We start from the raw sequence: 20,886 nt of genomic DNA, 5'->3' as shown, positions 1-20,886 counted from the left end.
ATCCCCGATCCAGAACCACGCGCCGGAGCCGTCGGCGCGGCCATTGCGAACCTTTGCGGCGGGACCCTCGCGGTGCCCGCCAACCGCCCCGGCCCGCGTGAGAACGCGGGCCTTACTCCATCCGGAGCCCGTCCGTCATGACACCCGCAAAACCCGGCAAGACCCCCGCAGGCAAACGTGCAGGCCGCCAGGCCTCGCCCGGCGCACGCGCGACGCGTGCGCAGGAGCGCCCGGCCGACGTGCTGGAACCGATCTTCGCGGCGATCCGCCGACGCGGCGGCAAGGGCGGCAGCGAGAGCGCCAGCGCCTTCGCCGGTGCCTTCTACCGGCGCATGACCGAAGATGAGCTGCCCGTGCACGATGCCGAGGGCTGGGCCGCGCTGGCCGACGACCTGCTGGGCTTCGCGCACAGGCGCAAGCCCGGCACGGCGCTGGTGCGCCTGTTCAACCCGGCCCGCGAGAGCCACGGCTGGGAATCTCCGCGCACGGTGCTGCAGATCGTCAACGACGACATGCCGTTCCTGGTCGACTCGGTGACCATGGCCCTGGCCGAGGCCGGCGTGGGTGTACACGTGCTCGGCCACCCGGTGATCCAGATCGCGCGCGACAAGGCCGGGCGCTTGACCGGCGTGGGCGAGGGCGAAACCGAGTCGGTGATGCATCTGGAGATCGACCGCCAGAGCGCCGACGGCATGGCCGCGATCGAGGCCAGCGTGAACCGCGTGCTGGAGGACGTGCGTGCCATCGTCGGGGACTGGGCGGAGATGCGCGACAGGATGCGGCAGGTCGCCACCGAACTGGCCGACCGGCCCCTCCCGGTGGGCGATGCCGAGCGCGCCGAAGCACAGGAGTTCCTCCGCTGGGCGGCAAGCGATCATTTCACCTTCTTCGGCTATCGCGAGTACCAGCTCCAGCGCAAGGGAGGCGAGGAACTGCTGGTGCCGGTGGAAGGCAGCGGCCTGGGGCTGCTGCGCGGCGGCCAGGGCAAGGGGCGCCCGCTGAAGTCGCTGGCCGCGCACAACATCAGCGCCGCCGGCGATGGCGAGGTGCTGGTGCTGACCAAGACCAATGCGCGTTCGACCGTGCACCGCCCGGGTTACATGGACTACATCGGCGTGCTCGGTTTCGACGACCAGGGCCGGGCCGTGTCGGAGCAGCGCTTCCTCGGCCTGTACACCTCGGGCGCCTACAACCGCCGTCCCTGGGACATCCCGCTGGTGCGCGAGCGCTACGAACACGTGATGAGCGCGTCGGGCCTGAAGCCGACCGGACACAGCGGCAAGGCGCTCAAGCACATCCTGGAGACGCTGCCCCGCGACGAGCTGTTCCAGTGTTCGGAAGACGAACTCTACCGCCTGGCCACCGGCGTCCTGGGCCTGCAGGAGCGCGTGCGCAGCCGCCTGTTCCTGCGCCGCGACCGGTACGGCCGCTTCTATTCGGTGCTGGTCTACATTCCGCGCGACCGCTTCAGCACCGAAGTGCGCCGCCGGGTGGAGGCGATGTTGCGCCGCGTGCTGCATGCCGACCACGTGGACGCCAACGTGGCGATCGGCGAGTCGCCGCTGGCCCAGGTGCACCTGATCGTGCGGCCGCGCGGTGGGCAGCAGGTCGAAGTGGACCAGGCATTGCTGGAGCGCGAGCTGGCGGTGATCGTGCGCAACTGGCAGGACGACCTGCGCGACGCGCTGGTCGTCCGCCACGGCGAGGAGCAGGGCCTGGCCCTGGCGAGCCGCTACGGCCGCCTGCTGCCGGCCGGCTATATCGAGAGCGCGACGCCAGCGATCGCCGCACGCGATGTCGAACGCCTGGCCGCGCTCGCCACGGGCAGCGATCTGGAACTGAGCCTGCAGCAGTTGCCGGCGCCGGTCGCCGGCGAGACCGCGCTGCGCTTCAAGCTCTACCGCAGCGGCGGCGACATCGCCCTGTCCGACGCGTTGCCGATGATGGAGAACCTGGGCCTGCGCGTGGTGACCGAGCATCCCTACCGGCTCGAGCTCGACGACGCAGCCCTGTACATCCAGGACTTCGAAGTCGAAGCCGGCGTGGCGGGACTCGATGTGGAGGAGGCGGGCGCCGATTTCACCGAGGCCTTCGCGCGGCTGTGGCGCGGCGACGCCGAGAACGACGGGCTGAACCGGCTGGTGCTGGGCGCGTCGCTGGATTGGCGCCAGGTGGCGCTGCTGCGCGCCTACGCCAAGTACCTGCTGCAGGTGGGCGTGCCGTTCTCGCAGAGCTACGTCGAGGATACGTTCGCGCGCAATCCGCTGATCGCGCGCCTGCTGGTGGAGCTGTTCGAGGCGCGTTTCGACCCGGATGCGGCCGCCGCGGCGTCCGGCGCCGAGCGCCTGGCTGCGCAGTTGCGGGTGCTGGTGGGCGGCGATGACGCGCTGCGCGCCATCCTGCAGCCGGTGGTCGATGCGCGTCGGCTGGATCGCGACAGCCGGGCCGACGCCGTGCGCCGCGCGCTGAAGGCGCTGCTGGACAACGTCTCCAGCCTGGACGAGGACCGCATCCTGCGCAGTTTCATGGGCGTGATCGATGCCACCCTGCGCACCAGCTATTTCCAGCGCACCGCCGATGGCGGCTACAAGGAAACGATCGCCTTCAAGTTCGATCCGGCCAACGTGCCCGAGCTGCCCAAGCCCAAGCCCTATCGCGAGATCTTCGTGTACGGGCCGCGCATCGAGGGCACGCACCTGCGTTTCGGTCCGGTGGCCCGTGGCGGACTGCGCTGGTCCGACCGCCGCGAGGACTTCCGCACCGAGGTGCTGGGCCTGGTCAAGGCGCAGATGGTGAAGAACACCGTCATCGTGCCGGTCGGTTCCAAGGGCGGGTTCATCGTCAAGCGCCCGCCCGCGGGCGGCGACCGCGATGCCCAGTTCGCCGAAGGCGTGGCCTGCTACAAGCTGTTCATCAGCGGCATGCTGGACATCACCGACAACATCGTCGAGGGCGCGATCGTGCCGCCGCGCGACGTGGTGCGCCACGACCAGGACGACCCCTACCTGGTCGTCGCCGCCGACAAGGGCACGGCCACCTTCTCCGATACAGCCAACGGCATTGCCCGCGACTACGGCTTCTGGCTGGACGACGCCTTCGCGTCGGGCGGCTCGGTGGGCTACGACCACAAGGGCATGGGCATCACCGCGCGCGGCGCCTGGGAGTCGGTGAAGCGCCACTTCCGCGCGCTCGGCCACGATTCGCAGTCGCAGGACTTCACCTGCGTCGGCATCGGCGACATGTCTGGCGACGTGTTCGGCAACGGCATGCTCCTGTCGAAGCACATCCGCCTGGTGGCCGCGTTCGACCACCGTCACCTGTTCATCGATCCGAATCCCGACGCGGCACGTTCGTACGAGGAGCGCGCGCGGTTGTTCAAGGTGCCGCGCTCGAGCTGGGCCGATTACGATGCGAAGCTGATCTCCAAGGGCGGCGGCGTCTACCCTCGCACGCTCAAGTCGATCGAGATCTCGCCGCAGGCGCGCGAGGCGCTGGGCCTGCCCGAGGGCACCACCTCGATGGCGCCGAACGCGCTGCTGTCGGCCGTGCTCAGGGCGCCGGTCGACCTGCTGTGGAACGGCGGCATCGGCACCTACGTCAAGGGCAGCACTGAGCAGCACTCCGATGTCGGCGACCGCGCCAACAACGCGATCCGCGTCGACGGCCGCGACTTGCGCTGCCGCGTGGTGGGCGAGGGCGGCAACCTGGGCATGACCCAGCTCGGCCGCATCGAGGCCGCGCGCAACGGCGTGCTGCTCAATACCGACTTCATCGACAACTCCGCCGGCGTGGACACCTCCGACCACGAGGTCAACATCAAGATCCTGCTCAACGCCCAGGTGCGCGACGGCAAGCTCAAGATGGATGCGCGCAACAAGCTGCTGGCCTCGATGACCGACGAAGTCGCGCAGCTCGTGCTCTGGGACAACTACCGCCAGAACCAGGCGATCAGCCTGATGGAGCGCATGAGCGTGTCGCGGCTCGGTTCCAAGCAGCATTTCATCCGCACGCTGGAGCAGCAGGGCCTGCTCGACCGGCAGATCGAGTACCTGCCGTCGGATGCCGAGATCGCCGAGCGCAAGAGCCGCGGCGAGGGCCTGACCCGGCCGGAACTGGCGGTGCTGCTGTCGTATTCCAAGCTGGTGGCCTTCGACGAGCTGCTGCGCTCGGACGTACCCGAAGACCCGTACCTGTCCAAGGAGCTGCAGCGCTACTTCCCGCAGCCGCTGCAGAAGAAGTACGCAGGGGCGATGGAGCAGCACCGGCTCAAGCGCGAGATCATCGCCACGGCGGTGACCAATACGATGATCAACCGCATGGGCGCGACCTTCCTGCTGCGCATGCAGGAAGACAGCGGCCGCAGCTACGGCGAGGTCGCCAAGGCCTTCACCATCACCCGCGAGACGCTCGAAGCCCGTGCGCTGTGGCTGGACATCGACGCGCTCGACGGCAAGGTCGCCGAATCGGTGCAGATCGATGCCCTGCAGGTGATCTGGAACCTGCAGCGCTCGTTCACCCGCTGGCTGCTGTCGCGTCCGGGCGCGATCCCGGACATCACCACCGCCGTGGATCGGTACCACAACGGCTTCCGTGACATCCGCGCGGGCGAGAACATCATCCCCGACTCGATGCGCCCGGAGTACGAGGCCAGCCTGGCCGACTGGCTCGGCAAGGGCGTACCGGCCGACCTGGCCGGGCAGCTGGCCGCGCTGCCGTACCTGGAGCCTTGCGCCGACATCATCGAGCTGGCCACCGAGCGCAAGCGCAAGCCCATCGACGTGGCCAAGCTGCACTTCCGCGTCGGCGAAGCGCTGCGGGTGCCGTGGCTGACCCGCCAGATCGACGCGCTGGAAGTGGATGGCCGCTGGCATGCCGTGGCGCGCGGCGTGCTGCGCGAGGAACTGGCGGCGCAGCAGCGGATCATCGTGGGCCAGGTGCTCGAGTGCCCCGGCAACACGGCCGAGGCCAAGGTGCGCCACTGGCTGGATCGCGACGATCCGGCGCTGCGCTTCACCCTGGCGATGCTGGCCGAACTGGGCGCGCAGAAGACCGTGGACTATCCCACGGTGTCGGTCGCCGTCCAGCGCCTCTCCCAGCTGGCCCAGCGCGGCTGAGCCAACCCGGCCGCGGCCGTCGCCGCGGCCGGTCATCCCGGTAGGAAGGGGCCGGCATGTCGCAGTCCGCGACATGTCGGCCTTGGCAGTGGGGCGGGTCGCCCCTGCGTCCGGCCCCACATCGACCTTGCGATCCCCGGCTGTTGCGCGAGCGTCGTCCGCATCGGGTTCGCGGCTCCCGCATCGTTCGTCTCCGATCCCGGCCGCCAATGCCTGTGGCCTCCCGTGCTCCAGGCGTCGCTTCGCCAAGGTCGGGCCGTTCCCGCGTTCCGGGTCCGTCGCGCTATCCTCCAAGGCCCCACGCGCAGGAGCCGCCGATGAGCACGACGCCCCGCATCGCCTTTCTCGCCAGCCAGACCGAGGAGGCGCGTGCCGCGCTCGATACGCTGGTCGGCGAACACGGCCAGTGCGAGCCAGACGAGGCCGACGTGCTGTGCGCGCTCGGCGGCGACGGCTTCATGCTGCAGACCCTGCACCGCCACGGCAGTCTCGGCAAGTCGGTGTTCGGCATGAAACTGGGGACCGTCGGCTTCCTGATGAACCAGTTCCGCCCCGACGGCTTGCTCGCGCGCATCGCGGCGGCCGAGCCGGCGGTGCTGCATCCGCTCGAGATGATCGCGCAGACCGAGTCCGGCGCCACGGTCGGCTCGCTGGCCTACAACGAGGTCTCGCTGCTGCGCCAGACCCGCCAGGCCGCGCATCTGTCGATCGAACTCAACGGCAAGCTGCGCCTGGACGAACTGATCGCCGACGGGGTCATGGTGGCGACCGCCGCCGGCAGCACCGCCTACAACTATTCCGCGCACGGCCCGATCCTGCCGCTGGGCGCCAACGTGGTGGCGCTGACGCCGATCGCCGCATTCCGACCGCGCCGCTGGCGCGGCGCCCTGCTCAAGGCCGATACCGAAGTGCGCTTCCGCGTGCTCGACCCCTACAAGCGTCCGGTCAGCGCGACCGCCGACTCGCACGAGGTGCGCGATGTGGTGGAAGTGATGATCCGCGAATCGCGCGAGCGCACGGTGCGCCTGCTGTTCGACCCCGAGCACAATCTCGAGGAACGCATCCTCAGCGAGCAGTTCGAGGCCTGAACGCCGGGACGGTCGTGCCGGTGCCGTGGATCCGCGAGCCACGTGCCAGCGTGGGCTTGCGATCCTCACCGCCACCGGGCGGAATGGGTAGGTAGCGGGTCCCTGCCGCGACCCGCGGCAACCGCCGCGCGAGGCGAACCGGCCATCGCAGCCGCTGCGACGCCCCTCGGGCCATAATCGGTGCATGTCCAGTAAAGAAGCCGTCGCCGTCCTCACCATCGCGGTGTCCTCGCGCGCCTTGTTCGACCTCGAGGACAGCCATGCGCTGTTCGAGCGCGAAGGTATCGAACGCTATGCCGATTTCCAGCGAGAGCGCGAGGACGACGTGCTCGAGCCGGGCATCGCGTTCGGGCTGGTGCGCAAACTGCTGGCGCTCAACGAGGCCGCGCCCCCGGAGGCGCCGCGCGTCGAGGTGATCCTGCTGTCGCGGAACTCGGCCGATACCGGCCTGCGCATCTTCAACTCGATCCAGCATCACCGGCTCGCGATCTCGCGCGCCACCTTCACCTCGGGCGAGCCGACCTGGCCCTATGTGCGGCCGTTCGGCGCGCACCTGTTCCTTTCCGCCAACCCCGACTCGGTGCGCCAGGCGCTGGCCAACGGCGTGGCGGCGGCCAGCATCCTGCCCGAGCGCCCCAAGCCCGGGCGGGCCGCCCGCGAGCAGATCCGGATCGCATTCGATGGCGATGCGGTGATCTTCGACGACGAGGGCGAGCGGGTCTCGCGCGAGGGCGGCATCGCCGCCTTCCATCGCCACGAGATCGAGCGCGCGCGCGAGCCGCTGCCGGGTGGTCCGTTCCGCGCGTTCCTGTCGGCCCTGCACGATCTGCAGGCCGCATTTCCCGCGGGCGAGGCTTCCCCGATCCGGACAGCGCTGGTCACCGCCCGCTCCGCGCCGGCGCACGAGCGTGTGATCCGCACCCTGCGCGAGTGGGGCGTGCGCCTGGACGAGGCGCTGTTCCTGGGGGGGCGCGCCAAGGGCCCCTTCCTCGAAGCCTTCGGCGCCGACATCTTCTTCGACGACTCGCTGCACAACATCGACAGTGCGCGCCAGCACGTACTGGCGGGGCATGTGCCGCACGGGGTGTCGAACCTGTAGCGCGGGAGCTGGTTGCGGCGGGGCCGACTGCCTGCCACTGCGCGCGATCGTCGCCCCGGACTTCGAGGCGGCGTGCGACTGGGGCCGGCCGGTCGGGCGCACCGGATCCGCCCGGGGCCTGTCCTCGTGCCGCCGGGTTCAACCGTCGCGGCGCGGCGGTTCATGGCGCGCCAGCCACGCGGCGCGCCATTCCGCCGCCGCGGGCAGGCCGCACAGCAGCGCCGCCGGTGCCAGGACGAGCAGCCAGACCCAGGCCGGAAGGCCTGGCTGGCGCAGGGCCAGCGTCCATTCGGTGCTGACCGCAGCCGGCCAGGTGGCGGCAATCACCAGGCCCAGGCCGATCCAGGGCGCCATGTCGAGCACGCTGTGGATGTGCTGCTCGAACGGGAGGATCGGGCGATGCCTGAACGCCTGCCGCGTGTCGAGGTAGCCCACGCAGGCGTGCACGGCCACCAGTGCGGTCATGGTGGCGATCACCGGCATGTGGAACTCGAACAGCATGCCCAGCACGATCGCGGCCCCGACCAGGGCGAGTTGCAGCAGGTGCAGGCTCGATTCGACCAGGCCCGAGGTATGCGGCAGGTCGGTGCGCCGATGGCAGCGGAAGTCGAGCAGGCCCGCACACATCCAGCCCAGCAGCCCGAGATAGGCGAGCAGCCAGCCCAATGCCTCCTGGCTGTCCATGCCGTTGCCCTGGCCCAGGCCGGTGAGGTCAATCGACATCGCGGCCGTCGTCCGTGCCCCGACGGGCGGTGCAGCCCCCCACGTACCGATGTCGTCCGCCAGCGCGGCGCGCGCGAAGGCAGGCCGATGGACTGCGGGGCGGAAGAGTCCGTGCCGGGTGCATGGCGGCTCCAGCGGTGGCGGGGCTGGCTGCCGGCCGGCTTGCCGAAGCCAGTGCGGCGCATTCTGCCAGCGGGGCGTGTTGAGGGTTCGTGCAGGGCCGGCGACACGCGCCTGTGGTCGCCGGGTTTGCCAGGGCAGCGCCCCGCCCGTCGGCGGGGCGCACGCAGCCGGGGCGATACCGGCCTTTCTCAAGCCGCCGGCCCTGAGCGTCCGCCTCCGGCACGGCCTGCCGTTAGCCTCCTCGGACGTCCCAGGGATGACGGGAGTGGCGCAGCTGCGCGGATCAGCGGAATCCACTCGGCCGATGCGGGAGGCCATCGTTGCCTTCGCGTCCGGCCCGCACGCGCCGATCGACTGGCGCGGGAAGGTCATCGAACTGGAAGGCTTGCGCGGCATCGCGATCCTGATGGTGACGATCCATCACTTCTGGCCAGAGGGCGGTGGTCTGCTCGGCGAATGGTCGGCCGTGGCCCACCTGGGATGGGTGGGCGTGGATCTGTTTTTCGTGATCAGCGGCTTCCTGATCGGCGGCATCCTGCTGGACACGCGTCACGACGAACGCTACTTCCGGAATTTCTACGCGCGCCGGGTGCTGCGCATATTCCCGCTCTACTACGCGCTCGTGCTCGCGCTCTTCATCGCGGTGCCGCTAGCGCAGACCGTGCTCCACGATGTGCAGTACCGGGACACCGAATTCCTGCGCGAGTCGGGAAGTCCGGTCTGGTACCTGCTGTTCGCCGGCAACATCCGCGAATCGATCACGGGCACCGAGCCGGCCTATCTGCTGGCCCCGCTGTGGTCGATCTCCATCGAGGAACAGTTCTACCTGCTGTGTCCGCTGCTGGTGCGCTGGCTGGACGTGGCCACGCTCAGACGCGTGCTGATCGGCTTCATGGTGCTGTCGCCGCTGTTCCGGCTGGCGATGCTGGCCGCGTTCCCGGACAACGAGCGCATCCAGTACCTGTCGACCATCGCCAGGCTGGACAACCTGAGCGTCGGCGTATGGCTCGCGATCCTGGCCAGGTCCGGCGTGGCGCTGTCATCGCGCGGGCTCTCGATCCTGCTGGCGGCACTGACCTGCACGGCGGTCGTCATCTTCGTCAACGACGGCTTCGACCGCACCCGCGCCTTCTGCAGGATCCTCGGCTACAGCTTCCTCGCGCTCTACTTCTTCGTCGTCGTCGCCTGGGCGTTGCGCCACCGGGGGACGCGCGTGGCCGCGGTCCTGCGGATGCCCTGGCTGGTGTCGCTGGGCGGCATCTGCTACGGGCTGTATATCCTGCAGCGTCCGGCGGAAGTGGCGCTCAACAAGGCCTTCGCGCTGATGGACGTGGACCTTGCGCAGCTCGGACTGCTGTCGCTGGTCGCCAAGACGCTGTTCGCCATCCTGGTCGCCCACCTGAGTTTTCGCCTGTTCGAGGCCCCCATCAACCGGTTGAAAGGCCGGTTCGTTTCCGGGCGGCATCCGCTGGTGCAGCCGGGGGGCGAGGCCGTACGTGGGAGCGTAGCGCTGGACGGTCTACCCTCACAGGTGCGCGTCACGGAGCCGTTGGACCGGGAATGCCCGGCCGCGCAGCCGCGCTAGGGTCTGGGCAGCCGGATGTCCGACAGCCGCCAGCGCAAGCCCTCCCGGGTCAGCACGAATACCACCGGTTGGCCGTCGTCGGTGTGGACGGTGGCCGTGAAGCGCGAGGTGGATTCGTAGCGGCGCTGCGCATTGCGCCAGGGATCGGGACGGGCGGCGGCACCGGCCTCGGTGCGGGCCGGCGGCAGGCCGGTGGCGCGATTCCAGACCTTCCGGCCCTCGATCAGCGCGCCCAGGCCGTAGGGCGTGACCATCAGGTCCACGGCGCCGCCGGCAAGTTCGCCGGCGATGGTCGTCCCCAGCGCACCCAGCCATCCCGAGCGCGCCTCGGCCCCCACGCTGCGCGCGATGCGGTCGCCGAGCTGGTCCCTGATGCTGGCCCGCAGCCGCGGAAAATCGATATGGCGGGCCAGTGCGGTTGCGTTCTCCTCGCGCACCGCCTTGCCGATGGCGTGCATGGTGATCCAGGGTCCGGCCGCCACCCAGGCCAGCAGCGCGGCCAGCAGCAGGCTGGCGAGAACCGTCCACTTGCGCATCAGAACTCCAGGTCGAGGGCCGCGCACAGATAATCCATGAAAGGAGCCAGCGCGTGCAGGTCCTTGCGCAGGATGCCGAGCAGGCGCGGCCCCAGCATCACGCTGTCCTCGATCGGGCGCCAGGCGACGAAGTTGCGATGGCGCAGGTCGTCGATGAACTCGAAATCGCCGGGGAAACCGCGCGGCGGACGCACCAGCATCTCGTCGTTGTCCAGGTCGAAGCGGCGCCGGAACGCGGGCGCGTGCGCCGCAGCCTTCCAGCCGCCGGGATTGTCGACGATGAACTGGCGGATCTGCCGCTGCACCGGCGTATCCGGATGCCAGATGCCGCCGCCGAAGAAGCTGCCGCCCGGCTGCAGGTGCAGGTAGAACGAGGGCGCCGGCACCTGGCGGCAGCGCTCGTGGTACAGGCGCGCACCCTGCCACTCCTTGTACGGCGCCTTGTCGTGCGCATAGCGCGTGTCGCGCTGGATGCGGAACATCGAGCCGCCGACCTTGCGCGAGTCGGAGCGGAAATGCAGGCTGACCTCCGCCAGTGGGCCGACCAGGTCGTCGAGCAGACGCTGGAAGGGCTGGCGCACGTGGGTCTCGTACTCGTCCCTGTGTTCGAGAAACCAGGCGCGCTCGTTATGCCGTGCCAGGGCGCGCAGGAACTTCAGGGACTTGTCGGTGAAATAGCTGCTCATGCGAGAGATGCGTGGAGTTGTCGGCCCCAGTCCTCGAGCCGGTCGAGCAGGGCCAGGCGCGCGGCATCGCCGGCGTGTTCGCCGCGCAGTGTGGCGATACGCGCGAAATAGGACGTGAACCCGAGTTCGGACAGCGCACTGCCGTCGGCCAGGCGACGCCGGCGGAACTCGTCCCAGCGCTGGCGCTCGCCAGCGTCGAGCGTATGGGGCCAGTTGCGCGCGCGGTAGCGGAACAGCAGCTCGGGCATGCGCGGATCGCGGAAGCCGAAGGCACGCGCGCCCAGCGCCTCGGGCAGCGTGGCGCGCACCTCGGCGAACAGGCGCTTGTCGGCGTCCTGCAGGAAGCCGTCGTAGAGGGCGGCGTCGGCATCGGCCGCGGGCTGCTCGCGTTGCTGGGCATAGACGCGGCGCAGCTTTTCCGCCAGCGCCGGCCCGGCCTCGCGCAGGCGCGCGGTGCGAGCCTGCACCAGGGCGGGATCGATCGAAAGGCGGCTGAAGTCCTGGTCGCGCAGGTGGTCCCAGCGCACGATCGCGGGACACCGGTTGAGATGCACTTCCTTGAGCGGGATGCGCGCGGCGCCCTCGGGCAACTGGTCGGCGCGCAGGTACAGGCGCGCGGCGATGGTGTCCGCGTCCAGCTGCAGCAGCACGTCCGGGTCGGCGTCCAGGTCGTACACGATCACCCGGCTGTCGATGCGCGGATGGCGCGTGATCGGCGCGACGGCGGCCGCGCACAGCCGCGTGGCGGGGTAGCGCTGGGAGACGTGCAGCACCGGCGCCATCGCCACGGTATCGAGCAGGGTGGCGACGTGTCGCCTGTCGCGCAGCCTGAGCGCGTAGTCCCACAGCCGCGGCTGGGCGTCGCGGAACCGTCGCGCCAGGCCGATCAGGGCGCGCACGTCCGACAGCGCCTCGTGCGCGTCGCCGACGCGCACGCCGTTGGCGGCGGCCAGGTGTTCGAGCTTGAACGAGGTGCCCTTGCCGTCGTCGCGCTGCGGCCAGGCGATGCCGTCCGGTCGCAGTGCGTGCATCAGGCGCAGCACGTCCAGCAGGTCCCAGCGGCAGTTGCCGCCGCGCCACTCGCGCTCGTAGGGATCGTGGAAGTTGCGGTACAGGCCGTAGCGCACGAACTCGTCGTCGAAGCGCAGCGAGTTGTAGCCCAGGGTGCAGGTCTGCGGCCGCGACATCTCCTCGAAGATGCGGGCGAAGGCCTCAGCCTCCGGGACGCCTTCGGCAAGGGCGCGCTGCGGCGGCAGTCCGGTGACGAGGGTGGCGTCGGGCGAGGGCAGCAGGTCGTCGGCGGGACGGACCAGGAAATCGATCGGTTCCTCGATCTCGTTGAGGTCCTCGTCAGTGCGGACGGCCGCGAACTGCGCGATCCGCGTGCGGCGCGGATCGGCGCCGAAGGTCTCGAGGTCGTAGAACAGGAAACTGTTGCCCATGGCCCATTGTAGGCCCCGCCGAGCGGCGCGCCGTCAGTCGGCGATGGGCGTCAGCCTGCGCAGCACCTCCGCATCCATCGCTGGCCAGTCCACCTCGTCCAGGGACCCCAGCCCCTGCGTCGCCCGCACCAGGATCGCGCGCTGGATCTCGCTGCGCGCCAGCGCCAGCGAATAGGGGATGCGCATGAAGGTGACCATGCTGTAGTGCGGGATGAAACGCCCGGGATGGCGTTCCTGCAACTGCAGTTCGAGGGCGCGCTGCAGGCGGTAGTCGTGGTTGTCCACGCGGTCGCGCATTTCCAGATAGTTTTCCAGCGCCATGTGCTGGATGGCCGCGGCATCGGGCATGCGCTGCGCGGCGAACGCCGCATAGGCGCTGGCGATGTCGGGCGCGGACTGCAGGTGGTCGGCCAGCGCGACGCAGTCCTCGAAGGCGCAGTTCATGCCCTGGCCGTGGAAGGGCACCATGGCGTGGGCGGCATCGCCCAGCAGCACCGCGCGCCCGTCGACGTGCCAGCGCTCGAGGTACAGCGTGCCGAGCGTGCCGATGGGATTGCGATCGTAGTCCTGCTCCAGCATCGGGATCAGCGGCACGGCGTCGGCGAACTGCTCCTCGAACAGCGCCAGCGCCGCCGCGCCATCGGGCACGGTCTCGAAGCTGGGGTAGGGGCCGGCATGCGGCATGAACAGGGTGACGGTGAAGGTGCGTTCGTCGTTGGGCAGGGCGATGCACATGTAGTGCCCGCGTGGCCAGATGTGCAGGGCATTGGCTTCGATGCGGAAGCGGCCGCCGGCACCGGGCGGAATCTCCAGCTCCTTGTAGCCATGGTCCAGCCATTCGGTGCGCTCGCCGAGGTCTGCGTGGCGCATCATCTGCAGGCGCAGGGTCGATCCCGCGCCGTCCGCGCCGACCAGGCTGTGGAAGGGGATGGCCTGGTCGTGGCCGTCGCCGCAGACGCGCATCGTGCGCGCGTCGAAGTCCACCGACTCCAGGCGGCGGTCGAAATGCAGCGTGGCGCCCGCCGCCTCGGCGGCCTCGATCAGCACGATGTTGAGCTCGCCGCGGCTGATCGACCAGATCACCTCGCTGTCGTCGCGCCCGTAACGCTGCAGCTCGGGCTGGCCGCCCAGCGGATGCACCATGCGCCCGCGCATCATCACCGCCTGGCGCATCACGCCGGGGTCGGCGCCGGCCTGCCGCAGCGCGTGCAGGCCGCGTTCGGCCAACGCCAGGTTGATCGAGCGCCCGCCAGCGTAGCCATGCAGGCGCGGGTCGCCGCGGCGCTCGAACACGTCCACCGCCCAGCCGCGCTGGGCGAGAAGGGTGGCGAGCAGGGTGCCGGCGAGTCCTGCGCCGATGATGGTGATGTGGCGCGGGTTGGGTGTGTTCATGGGGTGGTCCTCACGCCGAGCGCCACTGCTCGACCGCGGTCGCGAAGCGCAGGACGTCGGCATGGGTGTTGTACAGCGGCGCCGGCGAGATCCGGATCACGTCCGGCTCGCGCCAGTCGCCAACGATGCCCTGGCTGCCGAGATGCTCGAACAGCGCGCGTCCGGCGTCGCGTCCGGCCAGGCCGCGGCCGCGAATCACCCGCAGCGACAACTGGCAGCCGCGCTGCGCCGGATCGCGCGGCGTGACCACTTCCAGCGTGTCGCGCAGCCGGGCATCGACCAGGGCCTCGAGATAGCCGGTGAGGCGTTCGGACTTCGCGCGCAGCGCCGGCATGCCGGTGCGCGCGAACAGCTCGAGCGAGGCGCGCAGCGGTGCCAGGGCGAGGATCGGCGGGTTGCTCAGCTGCCAGCCCTCGGCGCCGGGCGTGGGCAGGAACTGCGGCCCCATCCGGAAGCGCGTGGCCTGTTCGTGGCCCCACCACCCGGCGAAGCGCGGCCGATCGCTGTGCGCATGGCGTGCATGCACGAAGCAGCCGGCGACCGCGCCCGGCCCCGCGTTCATGTATTTGTAGTGGCACCACACGGCGAAATCGGCGCCGCTGTCGTGCAGCGCGAGCGGCAGGTTGCCCGCCGCGTGCGCCAGGTCGAAGCCGGCGATCGCACCGGCGGCATGCGCCATGCGGCTGATCTCGGCGAGGTCGAAGGCCTGCCCGGTGCGGTATTGCACGCCGGGCCAGAGCACCAGCGCCAGGCGCGGGCCGTGTTCGACGATCGCACGCTCGATCGCCTGCATCGACACCGTGCCGGTGGATTGGTCGGGCGTCACCTCGATCAGCGACTGCTCGGGCGACAGGCCGTGGAAGCGCAGCTGCGACTCCACTGCGTAGCGGTCGGAGGGGAAGCTGCCGGCCTCGACCAGGATCGCGTTGCGTTCGCCCTGCGGGCGGAAGAAGCTCACCATCATCAGGTGCAGGTTGGCGGTGAGCGAATTCATCGCCACGACCTCGCCGAGCTGGGCGCCCACCACCTCAGCCAGCGGTTCGCGCACCAGCTCGTGGTAGGGCATCCACTGCGCCTGGCCGGTGAAATGGCCCTCGACCGCTTCGGTCGCCCATTTCTCCAGCACCTGTTCCACATGCGCCCGCGCGCCGCGCGGCTGCAGGCCCAGCGAGTTTCCGCAGAAGTAGGCCTGCTCCGCCTCGCCGTGGCGCGGCAGCAGGAACTCATCGCGCAGGCTGGGCAGGGGATCGGCCGCGTCGAGGTGGCGGGCGTGCTGGTCGTCGTACAGGTCGCTCATGCGGGCATTGTAGGACCGAGTTCCGGCGGGTGAGGATCCGGGCGGTGGACGACGCGCACCATGTCAGGCGAAGCGCGAAGCCGGCAGGCCCAGCCACTCCAGCGCGGTGCCGTGGTAGAGGCGCGCGCGGTCGGGATCGGCCAGATCGAGCTGCTCGATGCCCGCGCCAGGCTCCTGCTCGCCCAGCGGGAAGGGGTAGTCGGTGCCGAGCATGACCCGGTCCACGCCGCAGGTGTCGAGCAGGTAGCGCAGTGCGCGTGGATCGGCCACCCAGGAGTCGAAGTACAGGCGGCGCAGGTACTCGCGCGGATTGTGCGGATTGTCGGTGGCGACCAGGTCGGGGCGCATGTTGAAGCCGTGCTCGATGCGGCCGATGGTGTAGGGGAAGCTGCCGCCGCCATGGGCCATGCAGATCTTGAGCTTCGGCAGACGCTCCAGCACGCCGCCGAACACCAGGCAGCAGGCCGCGCGCGACTGCTCGGCAGGCATGCCCACCAGCCAGGGCAGCCAGTACTTGGGCATGGTGTCGGTGCCCATCATGTCCCAGGGATGCACCAGGATCGCCGCGCCCAGGTCGGCGGCAGCCTCGAAGAACGGAAACAGCTCGGGCGCGTCCAGGTTCCAGTGGCTGCCGTCCGGACCGGTGACGTGCGAGCCGATCTGCACGCCCTGCAGCCCCAGCTGGTCGACGCAGCGCTCGAGTTCCTGCACCGCCAGCCGCGGCGACTGCAGCGGCACGGTACCCAGGCCCGCGTAGTGGCGCGGATGGTCGCGGCAGGTGGCGGCCATGTGGTCGTTGAGCGCCTGGTGCAGCTCCAGCGCGTGCTGGGGCCGCGCCCAGTAGCTGAACATCACCGGCACGGTGCTGATCACCTGCACCTGCACGCCGAAGCGGGCGTAGTCGTCGATGCGCTCGCGCGCGTCCCAGGTGCGCGACCAGATCTCGCGGAAGAAGCGTCCGTCCTTGTAGATCCGGTGGCGGCCGTCCTCGGTGTGGTGGATCACCGGGAATCGGGCCTCGCCGTACTTGCGCGCCAGGTCCGGCCAGTCGCGGGGCAGGTAGTGGGCGTGGATGTCGATCCTGAGCATCGCCCGATTGTAGGCACTGTCGGCGCGGCGGGCGCGCCGCAGTGCGGCAACGCTGCCGCCCGGCTTCAGCCGAACAGGCGGTGCACCGTGCGCTTGAGCCAGCCGCCCTGCTGGTGCTCGCGCACGAACAGGTTCAGGTGCTGCTTGACCTGGTCGGCGTAGGCCTTGTCGTCGTTGCGGATGTGGTTGAACAGCCAGCGCGAGAGCATGCCCTGCAGTTCGCCGACCACGTCCTCGCCTGCCTCGAAGCGCATCCGCATCTCCGCCACGCGCCTGGCGAACACCTCGTGCACGCGCTTGTGCGCGGCGCAGAACGGATAGCCGGCCTCTTCCATCAGCTCCTCCTCGAAAGCGAAGTGGGACAGGGTGTAGTCGACCATCTCGTCGATCACCTCGGTGATCGCGGCTCTCGACCCGGACTTCTGCGCAACGTGCAGGTGGTTGATCATCTCGACGATGCGCTGGTGCTGGCTGTCGATGATGTCGATGCCGGTATTGAGGCTGTCCTGCCAGGTCAGAAGTGCCACGGTGTCGTCCCCTGTCGCGCGTTGCGTCCAGGCAGACTGTGCGCCGGCCGTCGCGGCGCAGCATTGATCGCGATCAAACCCGTCGGCACCCCAGCCGTGCAGGCCGGGGGCCACTCAGGTGATGTCGGCCTGGGAGTCGGCCTGCATCTCGTAGCGCGACGGCCGCGGATTGAGGTGGCCGCAATGCTTGCAGGTGCGCAGGTCCTGGCTGCGGTAGAAGGTCTCGAACACGCGGAAGAAATCCTGTTCGATGTCCTGCAGGTGGAAGAACTCCTCGTACAGCTTCGCGTTGCATTGCACGCAGAACCACATCAGGCCGTCGTCCTCGTGCGCCAGGCGCCTGCGCTCGATCACCAGGCCGATCGAGCCTTCCGCGCGCTGCGGCGAGTGCGGTACCCGCGGCGGCAGCAGGAAGGTCTCGCCGGCGCGGATCGGGATGTCGCGTACCCGACCATCCTCCTGGATGCGCAGCACCATTTCGCCCTCAAGCTGGTAGAACCACTCCGGGCCTTCCTCGAAGTGGTAGTCGGTGCGCGCGTTCGGCCCGCCGACCACCATCACGATGAATTCGCCGTCGTAGATGCACTTGTTGCCGACCGGCGGCTTGAGCAGGTGGCGGTTGTCTTCGATCCAGCGCTGGAAGTTCAGAGGTGCAGGGATCACGGCGGGTTCTCCTGCCCGGCCATGCCGGGCGGCGACAGGGCGGCGACGCACTTGAGCTCGATCGCGATCGGCGTGGGCAGCGCGTCGATGCCCAGGGTGGTGCGGCAGGGAGCGGTGGACGGGTCGGGAAAGTACTCCGCCCAGACCGCGTTGTAGCCGGCGAAATCGCCGGCCATGTCGGTCAGGTACACGGTCACGTCGACCAGGTCCTCCCAGCGCGCACCGCTGGCTTCGAGCACCGCGCGGACGTTGGCGAAGACCGCATGCGCCTGGGCGACGATGTCGTGCGCGACGAGCCTGCCGTCCGCATCGTGGACGTTGCCCGGCACCGCATTGCTGGACGGGTCGCGCGGGCCGATGCCCGACAGGAACAGCAGCCCGCCGGCGCGGCGCGCGTGCGGATATCGGCCCACCGGCGCCGGCGCCGCGGTCGCGCGGATGCCGGCGCCCGCCATCAGCGGTCCTCCCGGTCCGTGCGGATCCGCTCCAGCGCTGGCGCGTACTGCTCGGCCAGCGCCTGCTCGCTGTCGACGTCCAGCCCCAGATCGTGCACGCGGCCGTCGCGCAGGGTGTAGACCCAGCCGTAGACGTGAAGCGGCTGCCCGCGCGACCAGGCATCGCGCACGATCGTGGTCTCCGAGACGTTGGTGACCTGCTCGAGTACGTTGAGTTCGCACAGCCGGTCGTGGCGCAGCGCGTGTTCGTCGATACCCTCCAGCACGTCGCTGTGGCGGTTGGCCACGTCCTTGACGTGGCGGATCCAGTTGTCGGCCAGGCCCACGCGCATCCCGTCCAGCGCGGCGAGAACGCCGCCGCAGCCGTAGTGGCCCACCACCAGGATGTGTTCGACCTTGAGCACATCGACCGCGAACTGGATCACCGACAGGCAGTTGAGGTCGGTGTGCACCACCACGTTGGCGATGTTGCGGTGGACGAACACCTCGCCCGGGGCCATGTCCACGATCTGGTTGGCCGGCACCCGCGAGTCGGAACAGCCGATCCACAGGAACTTGGGCGTCTGCAGCTTCGACAGCCGCTGGAAGAAGGTCGGGTCCTCGGCCTCGATGCGTGAAGCCCAGGCTTCGTTCTTCTGCAGCAGTTCGTCGAGTCGGCTCATCGCGGGTCCAGTGGCGGGGTCGCCGCCATTATCGCAAAGCGATGCAGACGTTCCTGGGTTCGGTGAAGAAGCGCATGGCCTCCATGCCGCCTTCGCGTCCCAGCCCGGAGTGCCCGCTGCCGCCGAAGGGCGTGCGCAGGTCGCGCAACATCCAGCTGTTGATCCAGACGATACCCACCCGCATGGATGCGGCCAGGCGGTGGGCACGGTCGAGGTCGCGGGTCCACAGCGAGGCCGAGAGCCCGTAGTCCACCGCGTTGGACAGCCGCAGCGCGTGCTCCTCGTCGTCGAAGGATTGCAGGGTGACCACCGGCCCGAAGATCTCCTGGCGGTTGGTGTCCGATTCCGGCCCCAGGCCCTCGATCACGGTCGGCTCGACGAACCAGCCGGGTCGGTCGAGCGCATGACCGCCGCACAGGATGCGACCGCCTTCCGCGCGCGCGCGCGCCAGCGCCGCGGTCACCTTGTCGAAATGGGCCTGCGAGACCAGCGGGCCGAAGCGCGTGTCCGGATCCACCGGATCGCCAATGCGCAGTGCGCGCACGCATTCGACGAACGCCTCGCTGAACTGGCGCGCGATGCCGCGCTCGACCAGGATGCGCGAACCGCACAGGCAGATCTGGCCGCTGTTCTGGAAAGCCGAGCGCACCAGGGTGTCCAGGTGGTCCTGCCAGTCGCTGTCGGCGAACACCACCGTGGCGTTCTTGCCGCCGAGTTCCAGCGACAGCTTCTTCAGTTGCGGAGCGGCCAGGGCGGCGATGTGCCGGCCCACGGCGGTGCTGCCGGTGAACGAGACCGCACGCACGTCCGGGTGCGCGACGACCACCTCGCCGGCCCCGGAGCCGCGGCCGTGCACGATGTTGAGCACGCCGGCCGGCAAGCCGATGTCCATCGCCAGTTCCCCGAGCATGGCCGCACTGAGCGGCGTGACCTCGGACGGCTTGGCGACCACCGTGTTGCCGGCGGCCAGCGCCGGGGCGATCTTCCAGGTCAGCAGGTACAGCGGCAGGTTCCAGGGCGAGATCGTGCCCACCACGCCCAGCGGCTGGCGCAGGGTGTAGTTGAGCCCGGCCTGGCCGTGGTGCGATTCGCTGGCGAACTGGGTGGCGGCATGCGCGAAGAAGCGCAGGTTGGCCACCGCGCGCGGGATCTCGATCTCGCGCACCAGGGCGATCGGCTTGCCGGCGTCGCGCGATTCGGCCTGGGCGAACAGTTCGGCCCGGGATTCCAGCGCATCGGCCAGGCGCTCCAGCCAACGCGCGCGGGCATCGGCGGGAAGCGCGGCCCAGGCGGGGGCTGCCGCCGCGGCGGCGTCCACGGCGGCCGCGACATCGCTGGCATCGCCGTCGGCCACGCACGCGAAGACGCGGCCGGAGGCGGGCTCATGGACATCCAGCCAGCGGCCGGAGGCGGGTTCGCGCGACGCGCCTCCGATCAGGTGCAGGCAGCGTTTCATCGGGCCAGCTTACTCCGCCCGCCGTGCGGCCGTGTCGACCGGCGGCCGGGCCCGCGCGTCAGCGTTGGCACTCCGGGCAGGCGTACATCCGTCGGCCCGCGGTCTGGCTGCGTACGACCCGCGCGCCGCAGCGGGGGCAGGGCTCGCCCTCGCGATCGAACACCTGGAAGCGAAAGCCGTCCGGCGTGTCGGTGAGATAGTCCGCGCGCATCCCGCGCGCCGGTTCGATGCCGCGCGCGCGGTAGCTGCGCCTGGGTACCGCCAGCAGCGCGCTCGCCAGCCGCGCGACCTCGGCATCGGCCAGCTCGAGGGGTCGGCGCCCCGGCGCGATGCCGGCCTCGAACAGCACCTCCGCGCGCAGGTAGTTGCCCATGCCGGCGAGGAAGCCCTGGTCCAGCAGCAGGCTGTCCAGGCGTCGCCGCGCGAAGGCGGGCGAGCGCAGGCGCGCCGCGACCGCCGCCGCGTCCAGCGCGGGATCGAGCACGTCCGGGCCCAGTCCGGCCAGGAACGGATGACGATGCAGGTCCTCGTCGCGCCACATCGCGATGTCGGAGGCCGAGTAGAGCAGGATCGCGCGTTCCGCGGTGTCCAGCGCCACCCGCAGCGAGCGCGTGGTCTGAGGGCGCTGGCCGGCGTCGCAGATCTTCCAGACGCCGTAGAGCTGGTTGTGGCTATACAGCGTCCAGCCGTGGTCGAAGCGGGTCAACAGGGCCTTGCCGTGCGGCTGGATGGCGAGGATGCGCCGCCCGAGCAACGTCTTTTCGTGCCGCTTGAGAGCCGGAAACGCGAACCACGCCGACACCAGCGGCTGCCCAACCACCGCCTCAGCAAGGCGGTCGGCGGCACGCCGGATTTCAGGACCTTCGGGCATCGGGTGGGGACCGGGATTCGGGATTCGGGATTGGACAAAACACAGGCCTGGCGCTCGCCGCTCTTCCAATCCCCAATC

Annotated in this window: 17 protein-coding genes; 4 read left to right on the top strand and 13 right to left on the bottom strand. The window is 70.0% G+C overall.

The window, feature by feature from the left end; translation table 11 throughout:
- Positions 1 to 137: 137 nt before the first annotated feature.
- The 3 genes from ACQYVW_RS02465 to ACQYVW_RS02455 all read left to right on the top strand — a co-directional run bounded on the left by ACQYVW_RS02465 (position 138) and on the right by ACQYVW_RS02455 (position 7,301).
- Positions 138 to 5,114, top strand: a complete 4,977-nt coding sequence (locus tag ACQYVW_RS02465) for an NAD-glutamate dehydrogenase (protein ID WP_434945934.1) — start codon at positions 138 to 140, stop codon at positions 5,112 to 5,114.
- A 317-nt stretch (positions 5,115 to 5,431) separates the two neighbouring features.
- The gene (locus ACQYVW_RS02460; protein ID WP_434945933.1) at positions 5,432 to 6,202 is read left to right on the top strand and encodes an NAD kinase; all 771 of its coding nucleotides are present in this window, start codon (positions 5,432 to 5,434) and stop codon (positions 6,200 to 6,202) included.
- Between the two features lie 184 nt (positions 6,203 to 6,386).
- Positions 6,387 to 7,301, top strand: coding sequence for a 5'-nucleotidase (locus tag ACQYVW_RS02455; RefSeq protein ID WP_434945932.1), 915 nt, complete (start codon positions 6,387 to 6,389; stop codon positions 7,299 to 7,301).
- Positions 7,302 to 7,439: 138 nt separating this feature from the next.
- Here the strand turns inward: ACQYVW_RS02455 and ACQYVW_RS02450 are convergent, their stop codons facing one another.
- Positions 7,440 to 8,024 carry a hypothetical protein gene (locus tag ACQYVW_RS02450; protein WP_434945931.1) on the bottom strand — a complete coding sequence of 195 codons (585 nt, stop codon included), beginning with the start codon at positions 8,022 to 8,024 and terminating at the stop codon, positions 7,440 to 7,442.
- A gap of 388 nt (positions 8,025 to 8,412) precedes the next feature.
- Here ACQYVW_RS02450 and ACQYVW_RS02445 point away from each other — a divergent pair, with 388 nt between their 5' ends.
- Positions 8,413 to 9,732: an acyltransferase family protein gene (locus ACQYVW_RS02445; protein ID WP_434945930.1), complete on the top strand. Its 1,320-nt coding sequence runs from the start codon at positions 8,413 to 8,415 to the stop codon at positions 9,730 to 9,732.
- Here the strand turns inward: ACQYVW_RS02445 and ACQYVW_RS02440 are convergent.
- From ACQYVW_RS02440 to nei, 12 genes are all read right to left on the bottom strand, one after another.
- On the bottom strand, positions 9,729 to 10,268 hold the full coding sequence (locus tag ACQYVW_RS02440; protein ID WP_434945929.1) for a DUF2939 domain-containing protein: 540 nt from the start codon (positions 10,266 to 10,268) through the stop codon (positions 9,729 to 9,731). The two genes, ACQYVW_RS02445 and ACQYVW_RS02440, sit on opposite strands and share 4 nt — an antisense overlap.
- Positions 10,268 to 10,954 (bottom strand): DUF2461 domain-containing protein, encoded by a 687-nt coding sequence (locus ACQYVW_RS02435; RefSeq protein WP_434945928.1) that lies wholly within the window; start codon positions 10,952 to 10,954, stop codon positions 10,268 to 10,270. Before ACQYVW_RS02435 ends, ACQYVW_RS02440 begins: the two co-directional genes overlap by 1 nt.
- Positions 10,951 to 12,396 carry an exodeoxyribonuclease I gene (sbcB, locus tag ACQYVW_RS02430; RefSeq protein ID WP_434945927.1) on the bottom strand — a complete coding sequence of 482 codons (1,446 nt, stop codon included), beginning with the start codon at positions 12,394 to 12,396 and terminating at the stop codon, positions 10,951 to 10,953. The genes ACQYVW_RS02435 and sbcB overlap by 4 nt, the downstream gene beginning before the upstream one ends.
- 33 nt (positions 12,397 to 12,429) lie before the next feature.
- Positions 12,430 to 13,788, bottom strand: a complete 1,359-nt coding sequence (locus tag ACQYVW_RS02425; RefSeq protein ID WP_434945926.1) for an FAD-dependent oxidoreductase — start codon at positions 13,786 to 13,788, stop codon at positions 12,430 to 12,432.
- 10 nt (positions 13,789 to 13,798) lie between these two features.
- On the bottom strand, positions 13,799 to 15,085 hold the full coding sequence (gene kynU / locus ACQYVW_RS02420; protein ID WP_434933278.1) for a kynureninase: 1,287 nt from the start codon (positions 15,083 to 15,085) through the stop codon (positions 13,799 to 13,801).
- Between the two features lie 63 nt (positions 15,086 to 15,148).
- Complete coding sequence (locus ACQYVW_RS02415) at positions 15,149 to 16,174, bottom strand: amidohydrolase family protein (protein WP_434933279.1); 1,026 nt, start codon at positions 16,172 to 16,174, stop codon at positions 15,149 to 15,151.
- 65 nt (positions 16,175 to 16,239) lie between these two features.
- Entirely contained in the window at positions 16,240 to 16,701 is a 462-nt protein-coding gene (locus ACQYVW_RS02410; RefSeq protein WP_434933280.1) for a bacteriohemerythrin, read from the bottom strand.
- Positions 16,702 to 16,815: 114 nt separating this feature from the next.
- Entirely contained in the window at positions 16,816 to 17,364 is a 549-nt protein-coding gene (locus tag ACQYVW_RS02405; protein WP_434933281.1) for a 3-hydroxyanthranilate 3,4-dioxygenase, read from the bottom strand.
- Positions 17,361 to 17,819, bottom strand: a complete 459-nt coding sequence (locus ACQYVW_RS02400; RefSeq protein WP_434933283.1) for a RidA family protein — start codon at positions 17,817 to 17,819, stop codon at positions 17,361 to 17,363. Before ACQYVW_RS02400 ends, ACQYVW_RS02405 begins: the two co-directional genes overlap by 4 nt.
- Positions 17,819 to 18,481, bottom strand: a complete 663-nt coding sequence (gene can / locus ACQYVW_RS02395; protein ID WP_434933286.1) for a carbonate dehydratase — start codon at positions 18,479 to 18,481, stop codon at positions 17,819 to 17,821. Before can ends, ACQYVW_RS02400 begins: the two co-directional genes overlap by 1 nt.
- A 28-nt stretch (positions 18,482 to 18,509) precedes the next feature.
- Positions 18,510 to 19,937 (bottom strand): aldehyde dehydrogenase, encoded by a 1,428-nt coding sequence (locus ACQYVW_RS02390; RefSeq protein WP_434945925.1) that lies wholly within the window; start codon positions 19,935 to 19,937, stop codon positions 18,510 to 18,512.
- Between the two features lie 58 nt (positions 19,938 to 19,995).
- The gene (gene nei, locus ACQYVW_RS02385) at positions 19,996 to 20,808 is read right to left on the bottom strand and encodes an endonuclease VIII (RefSeq protein ID WP_434933289.1); all 813 of its coding nucleotides are present in this window, start codon (positions 20,806 to 20,808) and stop codon (positions 19,996 to 19,998) included.
- Positions 20,809 to 20,886 lie beyond the last annotated feature (78 nt).

This window comes from Luteimonas campi (assembly GCF_051162505.1).
In the GTDB taxonomy this organism is placed as follows: Bacteria; Pseudomonadota; Gammaproteobacteria; order Xanthomonadales; family Xanthomonadaceae; genus Luteimonas.
This window is presented reverse-complemented; position numbering and strand designations above follow the sequence as displayed.